This window comes from Ruegeria sp. BHSC029 (genome assembly GCF_059613085.1).
The window spans coordinates 88930-114198 of the sequence record NZ_JBXWRU010000003.1; the positions used below are offsets into that span (position 1 = coordinate 88930).

Below are 25269 nucleotides of genomic sequence, written 5' to 3' on the forward strand. Positions count from 1 at the left end.
GAACTGGAGGTAACCATGTATAAGAAAATTCTTGTCCCCATGGCGCTTGACCACGGCATTTCGCCACAAACGCTCGAGATTGCCCGCGCCTTGGGCGGCGGATCCGCCGAGATCGTGGCGCTGCATGTCTATGAGATGCCGCAGGGCTCGGTCAGCGTCTATCTGGATAAGGATGCCGTGGCCGATGGCTTTGCCCGCGCCCGCGAAGTCCTGATGAACAAGCTGGAAGGCCTTACGGACGTAAAGCCCGAACTGGTCAAAGGCCACACCGCGCGCACGATCATCGACTATGCCAACGACCACGGGTTCGATTGCGTCGTCATCGGCTCGCACCGTCCCGGACTGACCGATTATTTCCTTGGCTCCACCGCGTCGCGCGTGGTGCGGCATGCAAAATGTGCCGTCCACGTCCACCGCAGGGCCTGACCCGTCCATCGCGCCCTCGGCGCCCCAACCCAGGAACAGAAGTTTCGACATGAACATAGACAAGAAGATCACCGAAGATCTGGTGGCCAACGACATCTCGTTCGTCACCACGGTGCCGTGCAAGCAATTGGCCGGCGTCATCGCCGAGATCGACGCCCACGACTCCATCTACCACATCCCCTCGAACAAAGAGGACGAAGGCATGGGCCTGTGCGCCGGGGCCTGGATGGGCGGCAAGCGCCCCGCTATCATCATGCAGAACACCGCGATCGGGGTCACGATCAACACGCTGGCGACGCTGATTCAGTATTACCGGATGCCGCTGCCAATGCTGATCTCGTACCGGGGCGAACTGCGCGAGCCCATCGCCTGCCAGGTCGAGATGGCCGTTCACACCAAGGCCCTGCTGGCGCAGATGCACATCCCGACCTACCATTTCCACCATCAGGAAGACGTGGCCGAACTGGACGCGATCCTGAAATACACCTTCATGTGCAACAAGCCCGTCGCGATTCTGACCGACGCCAATTTCTGGGGAGGCTATGGCGACCAATGATCCGTTCTGAAATCCTGAAGGAAATCGCCCCGATCCTGCGTGACCAACTGGTCGTGTGCAATATCGGCATCCCCAGCCAGGAACTGCATGCCATCGACGATCAGCCCACCAATTTCTACATGCTGGGCACGATGGGCCTGGCCTCGAGCATCGGTCTGGGGCTGGCGCTGTCCCAGCCGAAACCGGTGATCGTCATCGACGGCGACGGCTCGATCCTGACCAATCTGGGGACGCTGCCGACCATCGCCAACAACGTGGCCGACAACTACATCCTGCTGATCATCGACAACGGCTCGTACGGCTCGACCGGAGATCAGCCGACCTATGCGGGGCAGAAGACCTCGCTGGCCAAGATGGCCGAGGCGGCGGGCTGCGAGCGCGTGATCGAATGCCAGGCCGAAGAGACCGGCAGCGTGCTGCAAGAAGCGCTGGACGCCCGCCAGATGACCATCATCGTCAGCAAATGTGAAAGCGGCAACGCCAAGATGCCGCCGATCACGATGGACCCGGTCGTCATCCGCGACCGCTTCATGAAGGCCGTTCAGGCCTGATGGGCGCAAGCGCCATCCACAGCGCCGAAGATGCCCGCCGGTTGGCCCGGCGGCGTCTGCCGTGGATGGTGTTCGACTATATTGACGGGGCCGCCGGGTCCGAGGCTGGGAGCCGGCGCACCCGCGCGGCGCTGGACGCCATGACCCTTCAGCCCCGGATCCTGCGCGATGTCAGTAGCCGGTCACTGGCAACCCGCGTATTCGGGCAACCAGCCGACAGGCCCTTCGGCATCGCGCCAATGGGCATGTGCAACCTGTCAGCTCCGGGCGCCGACCTGATGCTGGCGCGGCTGGCGGCGCAATACGGGGTGCCGCTGGGCGTTTCCACGGTGGCCTCGACACCGATGGAGGCGCTGATCGAAGAGGCCCGGGGCCATGCCTGGTTTCAGCTGTATTTCAGCGGCGATGGCAACGGCACGTTCAAGCTGGTCGATCGGGCAAGGGCCGCGGGCTACAAGACTCTGATCCTGACGGTTGACGTGCCCGAAGTCGGCCGCCGCCCGCGCGAACTGCGCCACGGCTTCCGTATGCCGTTCCGGGTCGGGCCGTGGCAGTTTCTGGATTTCGCGCTGCACCCGCGCTGGTCGATCTCGACCTTGCTGAAGGGCAAACCGCAGATGGCGAATTTCCTGATGGAGGGGTTCGCGTTCGACCGCACCGAAAGCCGTGCAATGGCCGATTGGGACACGCTGGCAAGGTTGCGCGACCGGTGGCCGGGCAAGCTGGTGGTCAAGGGCGTGCTGCACGTCGAAGACGCGGTTGCACTGAAGGCTGCCGGAGTCGACGCCATCCAGGTCTCGAGCCACGGCGCCCGCCAGTTGGAGAGCGCGCCCGCACCGATTTCGGTCCTGCCGCAGATCCGCGCAGCGGTCGGCGACGACTATCCGCTGTTCTACGACAGCGGCCTGCGGTCCGGCGAAGATGCGCTCAAGGCGCTCATGGCTGGTGCCGATTTCCTGTTCTTCGGGCGGACCCTGCAATTCGCCGTCGCGGCGGGCGGCGAGGCCGGTTTGCACCGGTTGTGGGCGGTGCTGTCCGAAGAGATGGACATCGCCATGGCCCAGATCGGTGTCAGCACCTTGTCAGAGATTCAACGACCGGATGGGGACTAGCGCGAGTGGAACAGGTTCTGGAACTCCTGCCTCATCCGCAGGCGTTCCGGGTATTCCTGTAAAAACCGTCCGGGCGGCTTGCCCTCCCATACCTGGGCATAGACGCGCATTTTGTTGCCGCCGTAGATTTTGGCGAGGTCCTCGTTTGAATAGCCCCGCGCCCATAGATCGTCGGTTATCGCGGCAAGGATCTTGGCCAATTCACCATTCCCGGTTGCGCCTTTGTTGAACGCGTCAATCATGTAGCCACCGTCGTCATACATGCTGGCATTCGCGGTCGCGAACTGAACGACAAGTTCGGTTGAAAACATGTCGTCCGTCGCGATCCCGACATGGTCGACGCCGACAAGTTGGACATAATAGTCGATCATATCGGCGGCTTGCTTGGGTGAGATGTCTTCGGGCCATACCCCGTCCATCATCCATTCTGTGAATGTGGGCGATATGTATCCTCCGGACTTGGCTGCTCGCAGTGCCTCGTCGTCCGGGATGGCTCGGTAACAGCCCTTGGTCGTGGCGTTGGGCTCATTCGCATAGAGCCCTGCCGGAACCGAGTGGGTGTAGACATAGGGCACGCCGGGATAGTTCTCGTCCATGTAGTCCATCGCGTCGTTGGCCGTTTTCGACCCGGTGTGGCTAAGGTCCAGCAGGATGCCAAAGCGCACCATCTCATCGATCACGGATTTGCCCCATGGGGTCAGACCGATTTCCCGTCCGTTGTAAGCTGCCAACTGCCCTGAACCGGTTCGGAAAATGTCGTTGTAGGCCAGGATCATGCTTTTGATGCCCATGTCCTTGAGCAGGGCCATCTTCTTGAGGTCGCCATCCAGAACCGTTGCCGTTTGGCTGTTCCAGATCACAGCCGTCTTGCCCTGAGCATGCGCGGCCTCGATATCGCGTGTTTCATTCACGATCAGATAATTCTCGGGCTGCTGCGCCATGGCGGCGCGGAAATGATAGTGCTGTTCAAGCAACGTGTCGAACGTCATGTCAGCGGCGGCCAATGTCATTTCATGGCCGGTGATGCCGTTGTCCCGGGCGCGTTGGAAGTAGGTGTGCAGTTGTTCGTCTTCGGTCCAGCCGGTTCCGTAGGGGCTGGCCAGCATGCCCAGTACGATCGTGTCCTGCACGAACTGCCTGGCTTCGTCCGATGCGCCCCAGGTCTTGCTCTCTTCGCTGGCGTGAAGGGGTGCGGCGATTGCCAGGGCGGTTGCGGCCGCAGTCATCAGTGGCTTCATCGAGTGTCCTTCCATGGGTTGCATTGCCTCAAGTGGGCAGACCCGGCCAGCGTCAGAACACGAGCCTTGTCCGAAGGCCGAACAGGGCCACGCTGTCCTGGCCGGGGTTCAGCAGTGGGTTCGAGATGAACTGCACCGACGGCGTGATCTGCAAGCCGGGCGAAATCGAAAAACGGTAGAAAGCTTCGAGGGTGAACTGATCGCCGTCGATGCCACGGGCTTCGGCCCAGTTCAGCCCCAGCCCAGCCAGATCGGTGTTCCGGCCGTAGTACCCGATGCCGGCTGACAGGGACCGATCATACAGCGCCGCCGTTCCCTTTGCCGCGCCGGCGCGCAGGAACGGCATCCATTGGTTGCCCACGAACCACGCGGCGGAGAAGGCCGCGCCATAGTCTTCGGCCCGGCTTCCGTCATCGGCTGCATCCGCGTGCCAAAGTGTCAGATGGATGTTGTCGAAATAGATCCGATCAAAGCCCGACGTGTACCCCAGTTCGAGCGATTTGAAGAGGTTGCCGTCGCTGAAAACGTCGAAGTTCGGATCGGACGGATCGGCGTTTGCGTCAGCGACACTGGCCACAGCATAGAAATTGCTGCCCAGCCGCACGCCCCCGGCAAGACCCAGCCCGGGGTTGGGGGCGTTTATCGTCGGATTGGTGTTGAACGACAGGTTCTGGAAACCGCTATAGGGACTGACAAGGCCATAGATGTCGACGAAGTCGGTCACGTCGATCTGACCGAATTGCAGCGTCCACGACCCGTCCGCGGCGCGCTGTGACCAGAACAGGTTCGTCAGCAGCAAACCCGTGTCGTTGAAGGCTGTTCCTGTGATCGAAAGCGCGCCTCCGTCCAGGCCCAGAAACTGCGGAGCGACATCGGTATAGCTGTGCCGGTGTTCGACCTTGAAGGTCAACGTACCCTGTTCGGTTGCCTGCCAGCTGCCATAGAAACGGGCAATTCCGCTGGCGGCTTCGCCGGTGCCCAGGTCGGCATCCGTCGTTTGCCCAAGGGCGAGATAGTCAATGTTGAAACGGAACCCGTCTTCGGCCAGACGATCCTTCCAGGCAAACCATCCAGGCGCGATATTGCGTGGAAAATCCGACCGGAATTGCGGATCGGTCAAGCCGTCTCTGGGGTCGAGCTCGGCATTCACCGACGAGGGACCTGACAATCCCTGAGCGACCGCACCCGAAGCCCAGACAAGGGCCGCCAGCACCAGCGCAATCCGCCGGATCATTCCGAGGCCGCCTGACCACCGGTTTTGCGCCGCCCCGCGGCCCGAAGAAGATCTGTCGCGTCCTCGCTCCACTCCAGCCCGTCGGTGCGGTTCTGGAGCGTCTCGACCTTGTCTGCCTCCAATTGGAACGTGGCGCGCATCGGCATCAGCCCGTCGACCACGACCATCTGGTGATCGGTCGGCGAAATCGTCAGACGTCCCGTCAGGCGGACGGGTTCGTGGACATAGCTGGGAACCCAGTCGGCATCCAGCATCACACGGATCATCTGGTTCGGCGGCGGCGGCGGCATATGACTGCACATGCCCCGTTCGGGCACCAGATAGACAACGGATCGCCCGTCCGCGTCCGCAGGAGCCGGAATGGCGAAACCGGACAGCGTGACCTCTTGCCCGTCATACAAGGGGTTGCCAAGCGTGGCTGCTTTTTCCCTGCGTTCGGTCACGACCTGGCGTTGACCCAGCAACCAGTCCACGTCGACACCGCCTGCGGCTAGCGCATCCTCGGTCTCGTGCAGAAGCTCCTGCCACTTCTGGCGGTCCTCGTCCGTTCCGACATCCTGCTGCAGCCGGCCACGCAGCCGAACGACGAACAGGACGTCGTCGAACTGTTCGGGGCTGAGGTCGCGATAGGGGTCCTCAAAGGTCTGAACGGTCGGGTCAGGCAGATCGTCCCAACCAACCGAGAGGCCGGCCCAAGTGGGCGCGCCCGTACCCAAGCTGAGCGTCGCCGCAATCAGCAGAGTTCCGACGGAGTTCAGAAAAGCGGGCTTGTCATGGCGGTCCCGGCCGCGAATCTTCATCATGGCCCTAGTTGAGCGTATTTTTGTAGATCACGCCATCCTTCATGATCAGGCGGATGGTCTCGGGGCTGTCAGGCCGCGGATCCGCACCGAACCACTGATCGCCTGTACCCACGACCGAGAAATCTTCGAGCGGGTTGCCGTCGATCAGCAGAATGTCTGCATAAGCGCCTTCCTCGATCACTCCAAGCTTACCGGCGGTGTAGGGATTGGTGAAATCGCCGGACAACTGGGCGATCTCGCCTCCGATCGAGGTCAGTGTGACCATTGATTGATAGGGACCGAAGAATTCGTTGTTCAGGTGTTTTTCATACGCGATCTGGATGTTGCAGGCCTCGACTGTGCCCACGCAATCTGTCTGGAACCCGCGCTTGACCGGGCATTCCTTCATGTTCGGGATGTAGTTCTCGAACGTCGCCGAAGCCGAGATTGCCTTGGCAAGGCTCGAAGGTTGGTTCTTGACCGCCGGAATATCCAGAAGGCCGGGATCGAACGCTGTGAGATTGGTCGTGATATACGCGCCCATTTCGTTCATCTTTTCAGCGATTTCGCAGTCGAACGAAAATCCGTGTTCGATGGACATCACACCCGCGTCGAGCGCACCCAGAATTGCTTCCTTCCGATAGGAATGCGCCATGACATAGCTGCCATATTCATTCGCGACCTGCACGGCGGCCTTGATCTCCTCTGGCGATCCGGCCAGCATCTGCCAAGGGTCGAAGGCCGAAACGACACCGCCCGATTGCATGAATTTGAGCTGCGTCGCGCCCATCCGGAAGTTGTTGCGTCCGAATTTGTAAACGTCGTCAACGCCGCTGATTTCCTGTGCCATGTTCAGGCGGCTGAAATTGGTGTCCGTCCCCGGAGGTGCGGTGAAGTTGCCAAAGTCGGCGTGGCCTCCACGCGTGCTTAGAAAGGCTCCCGACGGATAATAGCGTGGCCCGGGAATCTGACCCGAGTCGATAGCCCGTCGAAGTCCACCATTGGCCCCGCCGGCATCCCTGACCGTCGTGAACCCCTGCATCAGATACATTTCGGCCATCCGCGTCGCATGGATTCCGAAATCCTCCCATGTCGAATTGGCTTCCATGGCGCTGAGACTTGGCCCCATCAACATGAGATGCGCATGGTTCTCGATGAACCCGGGTGTCAGTGTGCGCCCCTCGCCGTCGATCACCGTGGCGTCTGGGGCGTCGATCGCTTCGGTCGAAACCGTTTTGATCAGATTCCCTTCGACCAGCACACTGGCGTTTTCGATGCGTTGCTCGCTTGTGCCGTCGAAGACATGCACGTTGGTGAACAGTGTTTGAGCTGGTTTTTCATCCTAGGCCGCCGCCGGCCAAGCGAGACTGAGGGCACAGACCACTCCAAGGTATAGACGTTTCATCACTGTTCCTCCCGTTTGTGCCTGTTTGGCTGTCATTATCCTAGATTTGAATATGATGGGGCCGGCGATCAAAAGTCAAACCTTCGGGGTTGATCATTGGAGGGGGAACAGGCCGTTTGTCCGATCCGCTTGATGCAGACGGGTGGCATGAGGGCATTGGCGCCGTCGATGATAACCGCGACTGGCTCAGCGGGCGCGGCCCAAGGCCAAACTCGAGGATTTCAGGGAAGTGGTAGCGGAGGAGGGACTTGAACCCCCGACACGCGGATTATGATTCCGCTGCTCTAACCAACTGAGCTACTCCGCCACGGTGAGAGGCGATTTAAGGGAGGGGCCGAAGAGGGTCAAGAGGGAAATGCCACGAAATTGCGGGATTCTTCATCCGGCCGTGTTGGCGGGTTTCGACGGCGATTGCGAAGCGTTGGCCATGCGGCGGACGAACTCTGCGCAGGCCTCGGGCGCGGTCAGGGGGATCATGTGGCCGCGGTTCTCGAGCTGTTCAAAGCTCAGCCCGTATTCCACCATCGGTGCGCCTTGCTGGCTGGGTGACAGGATCGGATCTTCGGCCCCGTACAGGATGCCGCCCCCTACCTTCAGTTCGTGGTAGCGTTGGGATTGGGCATCGATGCTGGCGTCCACGCCCGCCAGATCCTGCGATCCGGTGATATAGGCTGACGGGCGCAGCCCCAAGGCGCCACCGGCGCGGTTCAGGAAATCACTCGGGGCCGGTTCAGGGGCGAACGCCTCGCCGATCACATGCGGCGCCGTGGTTTTCGCCAAGGGAACAGCGATCGTGTTGGCGATCAGGCTGCGCAGCCATTCGGTCCGGATCTCCAACGCCTTGAAGATGGCGGGTGTGCTGGGTACCCGATGTGTGAGCGGGGCCAGCAGGGCCAGCGCCCGAACCCGCTCAGGATTGTCCAGCGCCATGGCGAGCGACACCGCGCCCCCGAGCGAGTGTCCGACCAGAATGGCCTGCGATACGCCCTTGGCTTCGAGGAATTCGTGGACCATCCGGGCCTGTTCCGGCAGGGTGGCCAGCCGCGCGTGGTCGCGGGTCGAATACCCGCACCCGGGCCGGTCAACCGCGATGACGTGAAAGTCGTCGGCCAGAAGGTCGGTCATGGCATAGGTGAAGTGCTGCAACTGGCCGGTCAGCCCGTGGATCAGAACCACCGTCGGCTTCTCTGGATCGCCCTGTTCGACATAATGGATCGAACCGCCGTTCATCGGCAGGATCTGCCCGGGCTGAGGCACGGATTGGGCTCCCATCCGCGTCAGGCGCCGGGTCCAAAGATGCATCAGGATCAACGCGGCGCCGATGATCAGCGCAATGGTCAGCAGGGTGGTCATGTCGGCGGTCCTTTGGTCTGGGCGGGATCAACGGGATGGTAATGCTCGAGCCCGGCCTTCGCCAGACGTTTGCGGAATTCCGAAACGGTGCCGGGCCACAGCGTCGTATTGCGCCCCTGTGCGTCCTGATACCACGAAGTGCATCCGCCGGCCTGCCAGACACTGTCAGTATGACGCTCCTGCATTTCACGGGTGAAGTCGGCCTGCCGGTCAGCATTTGGAGCAATCGCGGGCAGACCCGCGCGCCGCATCTCCTCCAGCACCCGGCCGATATGGGCGACTTGTGCTTCGATCATCAGAACGACCGAGTTGTGGCCCAGCCCGGTATGCGGCCCCAGCAGGATGAAAAAGTTGGGAAACCCGGCAATGGCGGTGCCCAGATTGGCCTGCATGCCGTCGGCCCAGGCCTCCTGCAGGCTCAGCCCGTTCGCGCCGCGGATGTCCAGCCTTTGGACCGCGTCCGTCACGTGGAAACCGGTGCCCCAGATCAGAATGTCGGCCGCCGTCCGACTGCCGTCGGTCGCAATAATCTCGGTCCCCTCGATCCGCTCGACCCCATGCGGGATCACGCTGACATTGTCGCGGGCCAGCGCCGGGTACCAGTCGTTCGAGCTGAGGACGCGCTTGCATCCGATCCGGTAGTTCGGTGTCAGAATGCGGCGCATTTCGGGGTCGGATATGGCCTCCTCCAGCCCTTTTCGCCACATCTTCATGGCAAAGTCGACCGCGCGTTTTTCGCCGCGAAATACCCGGTGGCGGAATTCGAACAGCCAGTAGATGAACTGCCTGCGGATGCGCGGCAGCAGCGGAATGCGGCGATAGAGGTGCCGGACCCAGGGCGCAATCGGCCCGTCGGGGCGTGGCAGAACGTAAGGCGCGCTGCGTTGGAAGATGGTGACATGGGCGGCGGTTTTGGCGATTTCCGGCACGAACTGAACGGCGGATGCGCCGGTGCCGACAACTGCTATGCGTTTGCCCTGCAGCGGCACCGTGTGGTCCCATTTGGCCGAGTGGAATGCCGGACCCTGAAAGCCCGCTGCTCCTGGGATTTCGGGAATGCTGGGGATGTGCAGGGCGCCGATGGCCGACACCAGGAACCGTGCCGTCCATTGCGCGCCTCCGGTCGTCTCGACCTGCCAATGCGTGCCGTCCCACTGGGCCGACTTCAGTTCGGTGTGGAAATGGCACAGATCGTATAGCCCTTCGTCACGCGCAACGCGGCGCATGTAGTCCCAGATTTCGGCCCCGCCTGCATAGGCGCGGGTCCAGTCCGGGTTCGGATGGGTGGCCATCGAATACAGGTGCGAGGGCACATCGCAGGCCACGCCGGGATAAGTGTTCTCTCGCCATGTGCCGCCGATGTCGTCGGCCTTTTCAAGGATCGCGATGTTGTGGATGCCGCGTTTGCGGGCCTCGATCGCCATGATCAGTCCCGAGAACCCGGCCCCTACGATCAGCATGTCAGTGTCGTGGGTCATGTCTGCACCTCCTCCCAAAGGTACAAGGTCAGGATAGGGTCAAACTGCGTTTCAGGAAAACCTGCCGGTGGGTCAGTCTTGGTTCAGATCGTCGGGCAGGGGGCGCGGCAGTTGATCCAGCAGGCGGAACACCTGCGCACGACAGGCCGGTCCAGTCCAGTCCGGCGGGCAGAATCCGTCGGGCAGGTCGGGCAGGCGCAAAACGACGCGCCGCCACCGGTGCACGATCAACGTGCGCAGGGTGGCGATCTGACAGGGCGTGGGCTCCCAACTGGCCGGGCGGCCTTGGGACACGTGGCGCACGGCCTCGTGCAGGGACCGGCATGCCGTGCGCAATTCGGGCGGAAACAGCTTTTCATGCACCCAGCGCGGGACCGAGCGGGCGGTGACCTCAAGGATCAGCAGTTCGTCCTGGTCCACGGGCGGTGCCCCCGATCCCAACGCGGCGTTGCGGCCGATCGGCGTGTAATCGTGGCTGAGCAGGATGTCTTCCAGCAGCCGGGTGCCGGTGCCATCTTCGGCGATCAGCAGGTGCAGCGGTGTATCCGGCGCAGGGTCACGCGCATAGATGCGCGGGGTGACCCGGGCCGATTGCGTGCGGCCATATTCGGTCAGGAAGTGCATCGAAACGCGCCCGACCCGGTCGCTTTCGATCCAGCCATCCTTGCGCAGACGGTGCAGGGCCACGCGGATCGCCTCGGGCTTGATGCCCATCGGCTCGATGATGCGGCCTAGCGCCCCGCCCGATATCTTGGCGCCGCGCTCCTGCGCCATGTCGCCGAACAGCGACACGATGATCGACCAGACCCGCTGATTCTGCGGGTCGGCCAGTTCGGCCACGGCCTGGGTGAACCACGGATGCGCGTTGGTCATGCGCCCAGTCTATCCGGCCCGACGGTGCAAGAAAAACACTTTGCCGTGCGCTCAGTAGGCGTTCATGGTCAGCAGTTCGTATTCGGCGACCTTCTCGTCATCCTGATTGGTCAGGGTCACGTGCCAGCGCACCTCGCCATAGTCGTCGGTGCGGCGGGTCTTTTGCTTGACCGTCAGTCGGACCTTGATTCTGTCGCCGGCCACGACCGGCTTCATGAAGCGCAGGCCGTCCAGTCCGGTATTGGCCAGCACCGGCCCTTCGTTCGGCTCGACGAACAGGCCGGCGGCAAAACTCAGCAGCAGATAGCCATGCGCCACCCGGCCCGGAAAGAACGGGTTTCTGGCCGCCGCGTCCTCGTCCATGTGGGCATAGAATGTGTCGCCGGTGAAATGGGCGAAGTGTTCGATGTCGTCCTGCGTGATGGTTCGGGGCGCCGTGTGCAGCGTCTCGCCGATCTGCAGGTCCGTGAACTTGCGGGTGAAGGGATGCGCGGGGCCTTGGATCTCGGGCGCGCCGGGGATCCATTTCCGGCCGATCGTCGCCAGCATCCGGGGCGAGCCCTGCAGGGCCGTGCGCTGCATGTAGTGTTTCACGCCGCGCACGCCGCCCATCTCTTCACCGCCGCCGGCGCGGCCGGGGCCGCCATGGACCATGTGCGGCAGGGGCGAGCCATGGCCGGTGGATTCCTGCATCGAGTCGCGGTCGTTGATATAGATCCGCCCGTTGAAGGCGGCCGCGCCCATCACTACCTGGCGCGCGACCTCGGGGTCATGGGTGATCAGCGAGGTGACCAGCGACCCCTGGCCGCGATTGGCCAGCGCGATGGCGTGGTCCAGATCGCGATAGCCCATGATGGTCGAGACCGGGCCGAACGCCTCGGTGTCATGCACGTGCCGGGCGGCGTCGGGATCGGCGCAGTGAAACAGCATCGGAGCGACGAAGGCGCCCTTTTCGGCATCGGCGCCGACCACCTCGAAGGCATCTGGGTCGCCGAACACGCGTTCGGCCTCTTGCCCGATGAGGCGAGCCTTGGCCAGAACGTCGGCCTTCTGCCCGTTCGAGACCAGCGCGCCCATGCGCGTGGAGGCCAGCCGCGGATCGCCGATCGTGGTCTGCGCCAGCTTGGCCGAGATCGCCGCGATCAGCGGCTCGACCTGCGCCTGCGGAGCGATGATGCGGCGGATGGCGGTGCATTTCTGCCCGGCTTTCGTCGTCATCTCGCGCACGACTTCCTTGACGAACAGGTCGAACTCGGGCGCGCCGGGTGCCGCGTCGGGGCCCAGGATCGAGGCGTTGAGGCTGTCCTGCTCGGCCACGAACCGCACCGAGTTGGTTACGATCACCGGGTTCTGCCGCAGCTTCATTGCGGTGTCGGCCGATCCGGTAAAGCTGACCACGTCCTGACAGGTCAGGTGATCCAGCATGTCGCCCAGCCCGCCCGAGACCAGCTGCAGTGCGCCGTCGGGCAGGATGCCGCTGTCCAGCATGATCCGCACGGCCAATTCGGTGACATAGCAGCTGTTGGTGGCGGGTTTCACGATCGCCGGAACCCCGGCCAGCAGGGTGGGGGCCAGTTTCTCCAGCATGCCCCAGACCGGGAAATTGAAGGCGTTGATATGCACCGCGACACCCTGCAGCGGGGTGCAGACATGCTGGCCCAGGAAGGTGCCGTTCCGCGACAGCTGCTCGACATCGCCATCCAGATAGACATGGCCGTCGGGCATCTCGCGCCGCCCTTTCGAGGCAAAGACGAACATGGTTCCGATACCGCCATCGATGTCGATCAGATGATCCTTCTGCGTGGCGCCGGTTTCAAAACTCAGGTCATAGAGCGCCTGTTTGCGTTCCGACAGCGCCTGCGCCAGCGCCTTGAGCATCTTGGCGCGCTCATGGAAAGTCAGCCGGCGCAGGGCGGGCCCGCCCACGTCGCGGGCATGGGCCAGCATCGCCTGCACGTCCAGCGCATCGTTGCCGGCGGTGGCGAAGGGCTCTCCGGTGATGGCCGAGGCGATGGTGCGGGCCCCGGCGCCGGGCGCAACCCACTGGCCTGCGGCGAAGCTGGAAATCTGTTTCAGAGACATGAAATGCTCCTGTATTGGGGCCGCAATGCGCGGCGAAATGTGCTCAGTGACCCAGCGCGCCCATCTGTTGCGGCAAGTACAGAACCACGATCGGAACCAGAACGATCAGCGCCAGGCGGAAGATGTCGGCCACCCAGAACGGGGTCACGCCGCGAAAGATCGTGCCGGTCGAGACATCGCCCACCACGCCTTTCAGGATGAACACGTTCAGGCCCACCGGCGGGGTGATCAGCGAAATCTCGGTGACCACCACCACGACGATGCCGAACCAGATCGGGTCATAGCCCAGCGAGGTCACCAGCGGGAAAAAGATCGGAACCGTCAGCAGCAGCATCGACAGGGATTCGAACACGCAGCCCAGGATGATGTAGATGCCGAGGATCATGAGGATCACCACGAACGGCGCCACGTCATAAGCGGTGACCATGGCGATCAGCGCCTCGGGCAGACCGGCCAGGTTGATGAAGTTCGAAAAGATCTGCGCACCGATCAGCACCGCGAACAGCGCGGCTGCGGTAAAGCAGGTTTCCTTCAGCACCTCAAAGGTCGATCCCACGGTCAGCCCACCGCGGAACAGCGCGATCAGAAAGGCGCCGGCGGCGCCCATGCCTGCGGCCTCGGTCGGCGAAAAGGTCAGGTTCAGCGGTTCGAAATCGAACACGCCATACAGCCCGCCGATCACCAGGAAGAACAGCAGAAGCACCGCCCAGACGGACCCCAGCGCGCTGATGCGCTCGCCCCAGCTGGCGCGTTCACCGGCCGGGCCGGCCTCCGGGTTGCGCCACACGGTCCAGCGCACGGCCAACAGGTAGAACAGGATGCCCAGAATGCCGGGGATGATGCCGGCCATGAACAGCTTGCCGATCGAGGTTTCGGTCAGCAGCCCGTAGATGACCAGAATGACCGAGGGCGGGATCAGGATGCCCAGCGTGCCGCCTGCGGCGATCGAGGCGGTTGAGAGTTCGTCGGAATACCCATAACGGCGCATTTGCGGCATCGCGACTTTGGACATGGTCGCGGCGGTGGCCAGCGACGATCCGCAGATCGCCGAGAACCCGCCGCAGGCCGCGACTGTCGCCATGGCGATGCCGCCGCGCATATGGCCCAGAAAGGCATTGGAAACCGCATAAAGCTCGCGCGCCATGCCGCCCTTGTTGACGAACAGGCCCATCAGGATGAACAGCGGCACGACCGACAGGCCGTAATCCTGCGCGGTATCGGTGATCTGGCGGCCAACCATCGACATCGCGGCCTTCAGCCCGCGCTCGTCAAAGATCGAGCCGCCGCGTTCATAGGCAAAGCCCAACGTGCCGACCAGCCCCATGGCAAAGACGATGGGCAGGCGCATCAGCACCAGGATCAGGACAAGGGCAAATCCGATGAGGGCAGCGGTCATTGAGTGGATTCCGTCAGGGTCTTGGGGGCAAACAGGTGCAGCAGTCCGGTGATGATCATCACCACGGCGGTGATCGCCACCGACGCAGTGATGAACCAGCCGACGAGGTATGTCGGGATGCTGAGGTATTCGGTGACATCACCATAGTCGCGGGCGCGTTCGGCCAGAATCCACACGCGCTGGACCGGCCAATACAGCATGGCGCCGCTGAGGATGTAGATCACAGCATCACGCAGGCGGCTGAGCCGCAGGCGGTGAAAGATACCGTCGGTCAGGTCCACGGCGATATGCCCGTTGGTGACCGAGATGATGGGCAGCACCGAGAACACCAGAATCGCCATCAGGATGCGCGTCAGTTCAGTGGCGGCCTCGATCGGCGCGTTGAAGACCGACCGCAGGATCACGTCGCAGAAGGTCATCACCATCAGGATGAACAGGGCCGTGCAGGCGACGATCACCGGCAGGACGCTGGCGCGCCGTACAAGCTGGATGAGAGGGGTCATCGGGTGGCTCCGGAAGGGGCTGGGTGGGGGCGGCCAGTGCCGCCCCGCATCAGGGATCAGTTCGAGGACATTTCCGACTTGATCATGTCATAGGCGGCTTGCGCATCGACGCCGGCTTCGTTGACTTCGGCAATAACCTTGGCGCGCACGTCCTCGGCGATCGTCGAGAACTTCTCCATGTCCTCGGCAGCGGCTTCGTGGATCGCATTGCCCTCGGTGCTTTGGGTCGCTTCACGGCCGATGGCGTCGATCTCGTCCCAGATCTTGCCGATTTCGCGGCTCAGCGGTTCGCCGAACACGTTTTCTTCCAGCGCTTTCTGGATGTCCTCGGGCAGGTCGGCGAAGGTGTCCTCGTTCATGATGAAGGCAAACGACCCGCGATACAGGCCGCCCGGCATCTCATAGACGTTCGGGGCCACTTCGGTCAGCTTGAAGCCCTTGCGGGATTCGAACGGCATGACCACACCGTCGGCGGCCTTCGAGGCCAACGTCTCATAGACCTTGGGGGCCGGAACCTGGATGCCGGTCGCGCCCAGTGCGGTGCCCACATCGCCACCGACGCCACCGGGGATCCGCACTTTGAGGCCCGAGATCTGGTCCATCGAGGTCACCGGGCTGCTTGTGTGCAGCTGGGCGGGGCCGTGGGTGTGCAGGGCAATGACCTTGACGCCGCGGTGTTCGTCGGCGGCCTTCAGGTATTTGTCGTAAGCGCGCCAATAGGCGACCGAGGCGGCCTCGGCCGAGCCTTCATAGCCCGGCAGTTCGATCAGCTTGGTCGTCACGAAGCGGCCCGGCTGATAGCCGTGGAAGATGATCGACGCATCCGCCGCGCCATCCATGATCAGGTCCACCTGGGCCGGGGGCGGGGCGATGCCCAGCTTCAACTCGGCAGTCACCTTGCCGTCGGTGGCCTCTTCGACCATCTCGACAAATTTGGGCCACATCTTGGCGTTGATCCCGTGGGTGGGCGGCGCCCAGCTGGAAATCGTCAGGGTGTAATCCGCCGCAAATGCCACGCTGCCAGACACTGCCAAGGCAGCCGTCGCCAACAGCGTTTTGATCCCGTTGAGTTTCATGACTGGTTTCCTCCTCCAAAACATGAGTCACAAATGCGTTAATGGTCCTTTTTGTAACCATCAACCGGCCGAAAGCCCGGATTCGGCGCTTCGTCGGAGAAATTTATTGACCAACCGTTCGGTTAATGCAAGAAGAATATCGAAACGAATGCAAAGCGAGCGGCCCATGAGCGATACGATTCTTGCGCAGCGGCGTGGAAATTATGTGGAAATCACTCTCAACCGCCCTGATCGCCTGAACAGCTTCACCGAGGAAATGCACCATGCCCTACGCCGCGCCATCGAAGGCGCGCGCGATGAGGGCGCGCGGGCGATCCTGCTGACCGGGGCCGGGCGCGGGTTCTGCGCGGGGCAGGATCTGGCCGACCGTGACCCGTCGAAAATGGACGGCCCGCCGGATCTGGGCCACACGGTGCGCACCTTCTATGCACCGCTGGTGCGGTTGATCCGGTCGCTGAACTTTCCGGTGATCTGCGCGGTCAATGGCGTGGCCGCGGGCGCGGGCGCCAATCTTGCGCTGGCCTGCGATATCGTGCTGGCCGCCGAGTCCGCGAAATTTATCCAGTCCTTCGCCAAGGTCGGGCTGATCCCCGATACCGGCGGCAGCTGGCACCTGCCGCATCTGCTGGGCGAGGCGCGCGCCAAGGGGCTGGCGCTGACCGGCGAGCCCTTGGCGGCGAAAATGGCCGCGGACTGGGGCCTGATCTGGAAAGCCCTGCCCGATGCCGATCTGATGACCGAGGCGCGCGTGCTGGCCGAACGCCTGTCGAACGGCCCCACGCTGGGCCTGGGTCTGACCAAGCAGACCATCCAGGCCGCCGCGACCAACAGCCTGACCGATCATCTGGAGATCGAGGCCGACGCCATGAAGACCTGCGGTGAATCCGTCGACTATGCCGAAGGCGTCGCGGCCTTTCTGGAAAAGCGCAGCCCGGAGTTTCGGGGCAAATGAGCATGACGCCGAAAGAACGCGCCGAAAAGGCCGCCGCCGCGATGTGGGCGCAGGACCATGCCTCGAAATGGGCGGGGATGGAACTGGTCGAGGTCGACGAGGGCACCGCGACGCTGGCGCTGACCGTGCAGCAGCACCATTGCAACGGGCACGGGATCTGCCATGGCGGCGTGACCTTCATGCTGGCCGACAGCGCCTTTGCCTTTGCCTGCAACAGCCGCAACCAGTCGACCGTGGCCCAGCACAACGTGATCAGCTATGTCGCGCCGGGCCGGCTGGGCGACCGGCTGACCGCCCGCGCGACCGAACAGAGCCTGACCGGCCGCAGCGGCATCTATGACGTGACAGTGACCAACCAGGACGGTCAAAAGATCGCCGAGTTCCGGGGCTTTTCCCGCGCGATCAATGGCACCCTGTTTCCAGAAACTTGAGGTGAGGAGGACATCATGAAGGATCTGACCCCGAACAAAGCGGATCTTGACCCGATCGAGATCGCGTCGATCGATGAAATCCGCAGCTTGCAGTTGGACCGCCTGAAATGGTCGCTGCGTCACGCCTATGACAACGTGCCGATGTACAAGCAGCGGTTCGACGAGGCCGGGGTACATCCCGACGATCTGAAAACCCTGGCCGATCTGGCCAAGTTTCCCTTCACCTACAAGAACGACCTGCGCGACAACTACCCGTTCGGTCTGTTTGCCGTGCCGCGGGAGCAGATCATCCGCCTGCATGCCTCGTCCGGCACCACGGGCAAACCGACCGTGGTGGGGTACACCAAGGCCGATATCGACAACTGGGCCGATCTGGTGGCCCGCAGCCTGCGCGCCAGCGGTCTGCGCAAAGGCGACATGATCCACAACGCCTATGGTTACGGCCTGTTCACCGGCGGTCTGGGCGCGCATTACGGAATCGAGCGTCTCGGTGCCACGGTCGTTCCCATGTCCGGCGGTCAGACCGAGAAGCAGGTGGCCCTGATCACCGATTTCAAACCCAACGGCATCATGGTCACGCCGTCCTACATGCTCAACATCCTCGAACAGTATCACAAGGTCGGGATGGACCCGCGCGAAAGCTCTCTGTTGGTGGGCGTGTTCGGGGCCGAGCCCTGGACGGATGCGATGCGCAAAGAGGTCGAGCAGGCCTTTGACATGCATGCCGTCGACATCTACGGCCTGTCCGAGATCATGGGGCCGGGCGTCGCCAACGAATGCGTGGAAACCAAGGACGGCCCGGCCATCTGGGAGGATCACTTCTACCCCGAGATCATCGACCCGCAGACCGGCGAGGTTCTGCCCGACGGCGAAATGGGCGAGCTGGTCTTTACCACGCTGACCAAGGAAGGCCTTCCGATGATCCGCTACCGCACCCGCGACCTGACGCGGCTGCTGCCGGGCACCGCGCGCTCGATGCGGCGGATGGAGAAGATCACCGGCCGCAGCGACGACATGATCATCCTGCGCGGGGTCAACGTCTTCCCCAGCCAGATCGAGGAGCAGGTCATGGCCACCGGCGGCATCGCCGCGCATTACCAGATCGAGCTGTACAAATCCGGCCGCATGGACGCGATGCGCGTCTATGTCGAGGCGATGCCCGACGCGGCGGATGAACTCAGCAAGACCGCCGCCGCGCGGATGCTGACCAAGCGGATCAAGGACATCGTTGGCGTTTCCACCGAGATCGTTGTAGGGGACCCCGGCGATGTCGAGCGCAGCCAAGGCAAGGCCAAGCGCGTCGTCGACAACCGAGACAAGGAGTGAGGTTTGGCCCGTACGATTGCAAAAGATCACGACCAGAAACGCGCGCAGATCCTGAAATCGGCGGCGCGGGTCTTTGCCCGCGAAGGCTTCGACCGCGCCTCGATGACCCAGCTTGCGCGCGAATGCGGGATCTCGAAGGCCAACATCTATCACTACTACGATAGCAAAGACGCGATCCTGTTCGACATTCTCGAGACCTATCTGCGGGAACTGCGCGACCTGATCTGCGGGCTCGAGATGGACGGCCTCAGCCCGCCCGAAAAACTGCACCGCGTGGTGGCCGAGATCCTGCTGGCCTATCAGGGTGTGGATGACGAACACCGGGTCCAGACCAGCGGCATGTCGGCTCTGCCCGAGGATCAGCAGCGCCTGTTGCGCGGGTATCAGCGCGACATGGTGAATTTCCTCAGCGGGATCCTGTCCGAGGTCGCACCCGACGTGTTCCAGGGCGACGGGGCCAAGCTGCGGTCGGCCACGATGTCGGTCTTCGGCATGCTGAACTGGTACTACATGTGGAATTCCGGCGCCGATGCGCAGGCGCGCCGGGACTATGCCGCGCTGGTCAGCAACCTGACCCTGTCGGGCGTCAAGGCGTTGTAGCACCGGCCCTGCCGGCAATGTGATTTGGCTTTTGCGGGTGTCCCGGCGTTTACTTGCAGTCGGAGGGCGCCATGCAAAAACCGGAACGGTTCGACAAATTCTATTTCGCCAAGGTCGGGATGGGCGAGGCCTGCGGCTGCGCCGAGCGCATCATCGACGTCTATGAATTCAACCGCAAAGCAGGTACGCGTGACGCGGGCACGGGCAAGGTGGCCCGGCCACGGCGTCGCGGCCTGCGATCGCTTGCCCTGAAATACGGCTTGATCAGCCGCCCCAGCGGGCGGTGATCATGGGGTGCGCAGGCCCAGCCGCGTGACGACTTCGGCTGCCTCGGCCAGCCAGCGGTTTTTCAGTTCGCCCCCCGAGGCCCGGCGCAGGCCCATCTGGCGCAGCTTTTCCATCCGCTCGGGGTTGCCCGCGCCGAAACTTGCGGCCACCCGGGGCCACCAGTAATCGACCGAGTCCTGCATCGCCGGCGCCGCGCCCTGTTCCAACAGCTTGACGGCGCCTTCCAGGGCCAGTTCACCGTGATGTGCCTCGATCGGGGCGATGGCGCGGAACGCCTCGGCCAGCGGCTGATAGGACACCAGCGCGAACTCGGCCAGTTGCACGCCCACGGCCCGGCTCATCAGCAGGTTCATCACCACCGCATCGGTCCAGCCTTCGATCGGATAGTTGAAGACCGCAAGGCGCATGTCATGTTCGCTGCGCGTGGCCCCGATATCGGCGGAACGGTTCAGCCGTGCGGTCCACGGGTGATGCGTGGCATAGCGGTCTGTATCCGCGCCGAACTCGCCCATGATCTTCAGAACGCGGTCGGCATTGTCGGTCTTTTCCAGAACGATCTTCGCCGCCGCGATACGTTCCTTGATGCCCGGGCCCTGGTTGATGATGTCGGCGAACCCCGCCGCACCGGCCAGTTCGCTGTCGACGAAGGTCGCCATCAGCTTCATCAGCTCGGCCCGGTATCGGGGTGGCACGTTGGTCGGGTTGGTCAGAACGCCGCCTGCGGCCAGGTAGCTTTCGATGCTCATGTCTTCGGCCATGGTCCCTCTCCCTTTACTGGTCGTAATCGACGACGACATTGTCGGTCAGCGGGTAGGCCTGGCAGCTGAGCACATAGCCTTTCTCGACCTCGTAATCCTCGAGCGCGTGGTTCGCGACCATCTCGACCTCGCCTTCGATCACCTTGCAGCGGCAGGTCGAACAGACCCCGGCCTTGCAGGCATAGGGGGCGTCCATCGCGTTTTCCAGCGCCGCATCCAGAATGGTCTGGTGCTTGGGCATGGTGATGGTCTGGGTGGCGCCGTCCAGCGTGACCCGCGCCTGGGTCTGGTTGGCCTGTGCAGCTGTTGCCGCATCGCCCTGCTTGCGTTTGGCGCGGCCGGGTTGGGCGCTGGCAAACAGCTCGAACTTGATCTGGCTGTCGTCCAGCCCGTGTTCGCGCAACGCCTCGGCAATGCCCAGCATCATCGGCTCGGGGCCGCAGATGAAGGCGGTGTCGGTGTTTTCGACGTCGATCCAATGCTGGAACAGTTCGGCGCATTTTTCCTTGGTCACCAGCCCGGTGAACAGGTCGATCTCCTGCGCGTCGGTTTCCAGGATATGGATCACGTTCAGGCGGCCCATGTACTGGTTCTTCAGGTCTTCCAGCTCTTCGCGGAACATGATCGTGTTCACGCCCTTGTTGGCATAGACCAGCGTGAAGCGCGAATGCGGCTCGCGCGCCAGCGTGGTCTTGAGGATCGACAGCACCGGCGTGATGCCCGACCCGCCGGCAAAGCCCAGGTACTGCCGGTGCGCCGCCGGATCCAGCGGCGTGTGGAAGGCCCCCATCGGCGGCATCGCCTGCAGCCTGTCGCCCACTTTCAGCTCGGTATTGGCCCAGGTCGAAAAGGCGCCGCCCTCGACCCGTTTGATGCCCACCTGCAGAACGCCGTCATCCTTGCCCGCGCAGATCGAGTAGGAGCGGCGCAGCTCTTCCCCGTCAAATTCGCGGCGAAAGGTCAGGTACTGGCCCTGGACAAAGTCGAATTCCTCGGCCGCGCCGTTCACCGGCTTCAGCGTCACCACGACCGCGTCGCGGATGGTCTTGTGGATGTCGGTGACTTCAAGATCGTGAAAACGTGCCATCCGGTCCTCCTCAGATGCACTTGAAATAGTCGAAGGGTTCCAGGCAGTCGGTGCAGCGCCAATGCGCCTTGCACGGGGTCGAGCCGAACTGGCTGACCTTTTCCACTGCCGTGCTGCCGCAATGCGGGCAGCGGTCGGGTCCGCCTGCGGGCTGCGGCGGCGCGATGCCATAGTCCTTCAGCTTCGCACGCCCCTTGTCGCTGAGCCAATCGGTCGTCCAGGCCGGAGATATGCGGGTCTCCAGCTTGATCTTGTCGATGCCGTGGTCGCGCAGGGCGGTTTCGATGTCCATCGCGATGACCGAGGTCGCCGGGCAGCCCGAGTAGGTGGGCGTCACGGCAACCTTCAGCGTGTCGCCTTCCCATGTCACATCGCGCACGATGCCCAGATCGACGACCGAGATCACGGGGATCTCGGGGTCGGGCACGGCGTCGAGCCATTCCCAGACCTGCTCTACGTTGGCGCGGTTCATCTGCCTTTACCAGGTTGCGCCCGGATAGGCCCGCTGCAGCCATTGCATCTGGGTCAACAGGTGGCCCAGATGTTCGGTATGCATGCGTCCGCCGCGGCCGCCCTTGTGGGCAAAGCGGCTGTCGGGAACGGTCAGGGTGGCCTCGGTCAGTACGCGCCGAACCAGCGCGTCATATTCCTCGCGCAGGTTGGCCGGATCGGGGGCGATGCCCGCGGCGGCCATCTCGGCATCGACCTCGTCGCTGGCGAACATCTCGCCCACATAGGGCCAGAGGTAATCCAGCGCCTCCTGCATGCGTCTGTGGCTTTCCTCGGTGCCGTCGCCCAGCCCGACCACCGTGTCGCTGGACCGTTCCAGGTGATAGGCGACCTCTTTGCTGGCCTTCTCGCCAATCGCCGCGACCCGGTCGTCAGACGACTTCAGCAACCGGCCCAGCATGATCGAGTGCCAGGCATCAAACAGGAACTGGCGCATCAGGGTGCGGCCGAAATCGCCGTTGGGCACCTCGACCAGCAGCACGTTGCGGAAATCCCAAGCGTCGCGCAGAAAGGCCAGATCATCGGCAGACTTGCCTTCGCCCTGGACCTCTCCGGCCAGGCCCAGCCACATCTGCGTCTGGCCGATCAGGTCCAGCGCGGTGTTGGCCAGGGCGATGTCCTCCTCCAGCACCGGCGCGTGGCCGCACCATTCGCTGACGCGATGGCCCAGGATCAACGTGTTGTCGCCCATCCGCAGCAGGAATTGCAGGAATGCCTCGTCGCGGGTCATCACATCGCCCCCACTTCTTCGGGGATGTCGAAAAAGGTCGGATGACGATAGACCTTGCTTTCGCTGGGCTCGTACAGCGGGCCTTTGTCGCTGGGCGAACTGGCGGTGATGTTGTTGGCCTCGACCACCCAGATCGAGACGCCCTCGTTGCGGCGGGTATAGACGTCGCGGGCGTTCTTGATCGCCATTTCGGCGTCGGGCGCGTGCAGCGAGCCGACATGGCGATGGCTCATGCCGTGCTGGCCGCGAATGAAGATTTCCCACAGGGGCCATTCGTTTTTCATCAGGTGTCCTCCTATCGGGCAGGTTATTCGGCTGCGACCTTGCGGGCGCGTTTCTTGCGGGCATGTTCCAGCAGACCGTCACGCACCCATTTGCCGTCGTCCCAGGCCTTGTTGCGGGCGGCCAGGCGGTCGGTGTTGCAGGGGCCGTTGCCCTTGATCACGTCAAAGAATTCCGACCAGTCGGGCTGAGTGAAATCGTAATGCCCGCGCTCTTCGTTCCATTTCAGGTCGGGGTCGGGGATGGTCAGGCCCAGATACTCGGCCTGCGGCACGGTCTGATCGACGAATTTCTGGCGCAACTCGTCATTGGTGTTGATCTTTATCTTCCACGCCATCGACTGGGCCGAATGCACCGAGTCCTTGTCGGACGGGCCGAACATCATCAGCGCCGGGTACCAGAACCGGTTCAGCGCGTCCTGCGCCATCTTGCGCTGTTCGGGCGTGCCCTCGGCCATCTTGCGGATCGCGTCATAGCCCTGGCGCTGGTGAAAGCTTTCTTCCTTGCAGATGCGGATCATCGCCCGCGAATACGGCCCGTACGAGGCGCGCTGCAGCGGCACCTGGTTCATGATCGCCGCGCCGTCGACCAGCCAGCCCACCGCGCCGATATCGGCCCAGTTCAGCGTTGGATAGTTGAAGATCGAGCTGTATTTCATCCGCCCGTCCAGCAGCATCTCGGTCAGTTCGTCGCGGCTGACGCCCAAGGTTTCGGCGGCGCAGTACAGGTACAGGCCATGCCCGGCCTCGTCCTGCACCTTGGCCAGAAGGATCGCCTTGCGTTCCAGCGTGGGCGCGCGCGTGATCCAGTTGCCTTCGGGCAGCTGGCCGACGATCTCGGAATGGGCGTGCTGCCCGATCTGGCGGATCAGCGTCGCGCGATAGTCGTCGGGCATCCAGTCCTTGGGCTCGATCTTGATGTCGGCGTCGATCTTGTCCTGAAAGGCGCGTTCCTGCTCGGTCATTTCCTCACGGGATTTGACGCCTGTTCCTGCCGTCTTGATCATCTGAGCGTACATGTCGGGTCTCCTCCCTTACACGCGTTCGAGAATTAGCGCGGCGCCCTGGCCCACGCCCACGCACATGGTGCACAAGCCATAGCGCCCGCCGGTGCGGCGCAGCTGATAGGCCGCCGTCATGACCAGCCGCGCGCCGGACATGCCCAGCGGATGGCCGATGGCGATGGCGCCGCCATTGGGATTCACATGGGGTGCGTCATCAGCCACGCCAAGTTCACGCAGGGTGGCCAGACCCTGGGCTGCGAAGGCCTCGTTCAATTCTATCACATCCATCTGCTCGATGCTCAGCCCCGTGCGGGCCAGCACCTTGCGGGTGGCCGGGACCGGACCGATTCCCATGACCCGAGGCTCGACCCCCGCGACCGCCATACCCACGACACGGGCCATCGGGGTCAGGCCGTTCTTCTGCGCGGCGGCCTCGTTGGCCAGCAGAATGGCCGCGGCGCCGTCATTGACACCCGAGGCATTGCCCGCCGTCACCGTCTTGTCCGGCCCGTTGACGCCCTTCAGCCCCGCCAGCTTTTCGGCCGTGGTGCCGGGGCGGGGATGTTCGTCGGTGTCCACCACCAGCGGGTCGCCCTTGCGTTGGGGGATGGTGACGGGGGTGATTTCCTCGGCAAAAACGCCGGCTTGATGCGCGGCCGCCCAGCGGGCCTGGCTGCGCGCGGCAAAGGCATCCTGATCTGCGCGGCTGATGTCATAGTCCTCGGCCACGTTGTCGGCGGTCTGCGGCATCGAATCCGTGCCGTACATCTGCTGCATTTTCGGGTTCACGAAACGCCAGCCGATCGTGGTGTCATAGACCGCGTTTGCGCGGGAAAAGGCGCTGGTGGCCTTGGGCATCACGAACGGCGCGCGCGACATGCTTTCGACGCCACCGGCAATCGCCATGTCATAATCGCCCGCCTTGATGGCCCGAGCGGCCATGCCGACCGCATCCATGCCGCTGGCGCACAGGCGGTTGATCGTGGTGCCGGGCACCTGAACCGGGAAACCGGCCAGCAGGGCGGCCATGCGCGCCACGTTCCGGTTGCTTTCGCCGGCCTGGTTGGCATCGCCCAGGATCACGTCATCCAGGCTGGCCCAGTCCACCTGCGGGTTCCGCTCTTTCAGCGCAGCCAGCGGGATCGCGGCCAGATCGTCGGTGCGAACCTGGGACAGGGCCCCGCCATAGCGTCCGATCGGGGTGCGCTGTGCGTCGCAGATGAAAGCGTCCATGCGT

The 25269-nt window shown here is 63.3% G+C and carries 27 protein-coding genes and 1 tRNA gene; 9 read left to right on the plus strand and 19 right to left on the minus strand.

Annotation, left to right across the window (positions count from 1 at the left end):
• The first annotated feature begins 15 nt into the window (after positions 1-15).
• From AC2FML_RS07460 to AC2FML_RS07475, 4 genes are read left to right on the plus strand one after another with little or no spacing between them, the layout of a single operon-like run.
• On the plus strand, positions 16-426 hold the full coding sequence (locus tag AC2FML_RS07460) for a universal stress protein (RefSeq protein ID WP_170340249.1): 411 nt from the start codon (positions 16-18) through the stop codon (positions 424-426).
• A gap of 49 nt (positions 427-475) precedes the next feature.
• The gene (gene comD / locus AC2FML_RS07465; RefSeq protein ID WP_170339639.1) at positions 476-982 is read left to right on the plus strand and encodes a sulfopyruvate decarboxylase subunit alpha; all 507 of its coding nucleotides are present in this window, start codon (positions 476-478) and stop codon (positions 980-982) included.
• The gene (comE, locus tag AC2FML_RS07470; protein WP_170365073.1) at positions 979-1533 is read left to right on the plus strand and encodes a sulfopyruvate decarboxylase subunit beta; all 555 of its coding nucleotides are present in this window, start codon (positions 979-981) and stop codon (positions 1531-1533) included. The genes comD and comE overlap by 4 nt, the downstream gene beginning before the upstream one ends.
• Complete coding sequence (locus AC2FML_RS07475; protein WP_496782631.1) at positions 1533-2645, plus strand: alpha-hydroxy acid oxidase; 1113 nt, start codon at positions 1533-1535, stop codon at positions 2643-2645. The genes comE and AC2FML_RS07475 overlap by 1 nt, the downstream gene beginning before the upstream one ends.
• Here the strand turns inward: AC2FML_RS07475 and AC2FML_RS07480 are convergent.
• From AC2FML_RS07480 to AC2FML_RS07535, 12 genes are all read right to left on the minus strand, one after another.
• Positions 2642-3883: a membrane dipeptidase gene (locus AC2FML_RS07480; protein WP_496782633.1), complete on the minus strand. Its 1242-nt coding sequence runs from the start codon at positions 3881-3883 to the stop codon at positions 2642-2644. The genes AC2FML_RS07475 and AC2FML_RS07480 overlap by 4 nt on opposite strands.
• Positions 3884-3935: 52 nt before the next feature.
• Positions 3936-5117, minus strand: coding sequence for a carbohydrate porin (locus AC2FML_RS07485; protein ID WP_496782635.1), 1182 nt, complete (start codon positions 5115-5117; stop codon positions 3936-3938).
• Positions 5114-5920, minus strand: coding sequence for a DUF3299 domain-containing protein (locus AC2FML_RS07490; RefSeq protein ID WP_496782637.1), 807 nt, complete (start codon positions 5918-5920; stop codon positions 5114-5116). The genes AC2FML_RS07485 and AC2FML_RS07490 overlap by 4 nt, the downstream gene beginning before the upstream one ends.
• A gap of 4 nt (positions 5921-5924) precedes the next feature.
• Positions 5925-7208 carry a metal-dependent hydrolase family protein gene (locus AC2FML_RS07495; RefSeq protein WP_496782638.1) on the minus strand — a complete coding sequence of 428 codons (1284 nt, stop codon included), beginning with the start codon at positions 7206-7208 and terminating at the stop codon, positions 5925-5927.
• A gap of 326 nt (positions 7209-7534) precedes the next feature.
• Positions 7535-7611, minus strand: a tRNA-Met gene (locus tag AC2FML_RS07500).
• Positions 7612-7682: 71 nt separating this feature from the next.
• Complete coding sequence (locus AC2FML_RS07505; protein WP_496782640.1) at positions 7683-8657, minus strand: alpha/beta fold hydrolase; 975 nt, start codon at positions 8655-8657, stop codon at positions 7683-7685.
• Complete coding sequence (locus tag AC2FML_RS07510) at positions 8654-10135, minus strand: flavin-containing monooxygenase (protein WP_496782642.1); 1482 nt, start codon at positions 10133-10135, stop codon at positions 8654-8656. Before AC2FML_RS07510 ends, AC2FML_RS07505 begins: the two co-directional genes overlap by 4 nt.
• Before the next feature lie 72 nt (positions 10136-10207).
• Positions 10208-11008 carry a PaaX family transcriptional regulator C-terminal domain-containing protein gene (locus AC2FML_RS07515; RefSeq protein WP_496736108.1) on the minus strand — a complete coding sequence of 267 codons (801 nt, stop codon included), beginning with the start codon at positions 11006-11008 and terminating at the stop codon, positions 10208-10210.
• A gap of 51 nt (positions 11009-11059) precedes the next feature.
• A complete protein-coding gene (gene paaZ / locus AC2FML_RS07520) occupies positions 11060-13090 on the minus strand; it encodes a phenylacetic acid degradation bifunctional protein PaaZ (protein ID WP_496782644.1) in 2031 nt (676 codons plus the stop codon).
• 43 nt (positions 13091-13133) lie between these two features.
• The gene (locus AC2FML_RS07525) at positions 13134-14486 is read right to left on the minus strand and encodes a TRAP transporter large permease (protein WP_170441412.1); all 1353 of its coding nucleotides are present in this window, start codon (positions 14484-14486) and stop codon (positions 13134-13136) included.
• Positions 14483-14989 carry a TRAP transporter small permease gene (locus AC2FML_RS07530; RefSeq protein WP_170357007.1) on the minus strand — a complete coding sequence of 169 codons (507 nt, stop codon included), beginning with the start codon at positions 14987-14989 and terminating at the stop codon, positions 14483-14485. The genes AC2FML_RS07525 and AC2FML_RS07530 overlap by 4 nt, the downstream gene beginning before the upstream one ends.
• 56 nt (positions 14990-15045) lie before the next feature.
• Complete coding sequence (locus tag AC2FML_RS07535; RefSeq protein WP_170405156.1) at positions 15046-16065, minus strand: TRAP transporter substrate-binding protein; 1020 nt, start codon at positions 16063-16065, stop codon at positions 15046-15048.
• 166 nt (positions 16066-16231) lie between these two features.
• On the opposite strand from AC2FML_RS07535, the gene paaG reads away from it, so the two are divergent.
• From paaG to AC2FML_RS07560, 5 genes are all read left to right on the plus strand, one after another.
• On the plus strand, positions 16232-17017 hold the full coding sequence (gene paaG / locus AC2FML_RS07540) for a 2-(1,2-epoxy-1,2-dihydrophenyl)acetyl-CoA isomerase PaaG (protein ID WP_170357009.1): 786 nt from the start codon (positions 16232-16234) through the stop codon (positions 17015-17017).
• A gap of 2 nt (positions 17018-17019) precedes the next feature.
• The gene (paaI, locus tag AC2FML_RS07545; protein ID WP_170438675.1) at positions 17020-17448 is read left to right on the plus strand and encodes a hydroxyphenylacetyl-CoA thioesterase PaaI; all 429 of its coding nucleotides are present in this window, start codon (positions 17020-17022) and stop codon (positions 17446-17448) included.
• Positions 17449-17463: 15 nt separating this feature from the next.
• Entirely contained in the window at positions 17464-18774 is a 1311-nt protein-coding gene (gene paaK, locus AC2FML_RS07550; RefSeq protein ID WP_496782647.1) for a phenylacetate--CoA ligase PaaK, read from the plus strand.
• A 3-nt stretch (positions 18775-18777) separates the two neighbouring features.
• Positions 18778-19374, plus strand: a complete 597-nt coding sequence (locus tag AC2FML_RS07555) for a TetR/AcrR family transcriptional regulator (protein WP_170340282.1) — start codon at positions 18778-18780, stop codon at positions 19372-19374.
• A 71-nt stretch (positions 19375-19445) separates the two neighbouring features.
• A complete protein-coding gene (locus AC2FML_RS07560; RefSeq protein ID WP_496736116.1) occupies positions 19446-19661 on the plus strand; it encodes a hypothetical protein in 216 nt (71 codons plus the stop codon).
• On the opposite strand, the gene AC2FML_RS07565 is transcribed toward AC2FML_RS07560, so the two are convergent.
• Genes AC2FML_RS07565 through pcaF form a run of 7 tightly spaced genes read right to left on the minus strand, consistent with a single transcriptional unit; the run spans position 19662 to position 25265 of the window.
• Positions 19662-20420 carry a Phenylacetic acid catabolic protein gene (locus AC2FML_RS07565; protein ID WP_170441420.1) on the minus strand — a complete coding sequence of 253 codons (759 nt, stop codon included), beginning with the start codon at positions 20418-20420 and terminating at the stop codon, positions 19662-19664.
• Positions 20421-20433: 13 nt separating this feature from the next.
• Positions 20434-21507 (minus strand): 2Fe-2S iron-sulfur cluster-binding protein, encoded by a 1074-nt coding sequence (locus AC2FML_RS07570; protein ID WP_496782649.1) that lies wholly within the window; start codon positions 21505-21507, stop codon positions 20434-20436.
• Between the two features lie 10 nt (positions 21508-21517).
• Positions 21518-21979 carry a 1,2-phenylacetyl-CoA epoxidase subunit PaaD gene (gene paaD / locus AC2FML_RS07575; RefSeq protein WP_170340292.1) on the minus strand — a complete coding sequence of 154 codons (462 nt, stop codon included), beginning with the start codon at positions 21977-21979 and terminating at the stop codon, positions 21518-21520.
• 6 nt (positions 21980-21985) lie between these two features.
• Complete coding sequence (gene paaC, locus AC2FML_RS07580) at positions 21986-22747, minus strand: 1,2-phenylacetyl-CoA epoxidase subunit PaaC (RefSeq protein WP_496782651.1); 762 nt, start codon at positions 22745-22747, stop codon at positions 21986-21988.
• Positions 22747-23031 (minus strand): 1,2-phenylacetyl-CoA epoxidase subunit PaaB, encoded by a 285-nt coding sequence (gene paaB, locus AC2FML_RS07585; RefSeq protein WP_005978248.1) that lies wholly within the window; start codon positions 23029-23031, stop codon positions 22747-22749. Before paaB ends, paaC begins: the two co-directional genes overlap by 1 nt.
• A gap of 23 nt (positions 23032-23054) precedes the next feature.
• Positions 23055-24047: a 1,2-phenylacetyl-CoA epoxidase subunit PaaA gene (gene paaA, locus AC2FML_RS07590; RefSeq protein WP_496782653.1), complete on the minus strand. Its 993-nt coding sequence runs from the start codon at positions 24045-24047 to the stop codon at positions 23055-23057.
• A gap of 15 nt (positions 24048-24062) precedes the next feature.
• Positions 24063-25265 carry a 3-oxoadipyl-CoA thiolase gene (gene pcaF / locus AC2FML_RS07595; RefSeq protein WP_496782655.1) on the minus strand — a complete coding sequence of 401 codons (1203 nt, stop codon included), beginning with the start codon at positions 25263-25265 and terminating at the stop codon, positions 24063-24065.
• Positions 25266-25269: the final 4 nt, after the last annotated feature.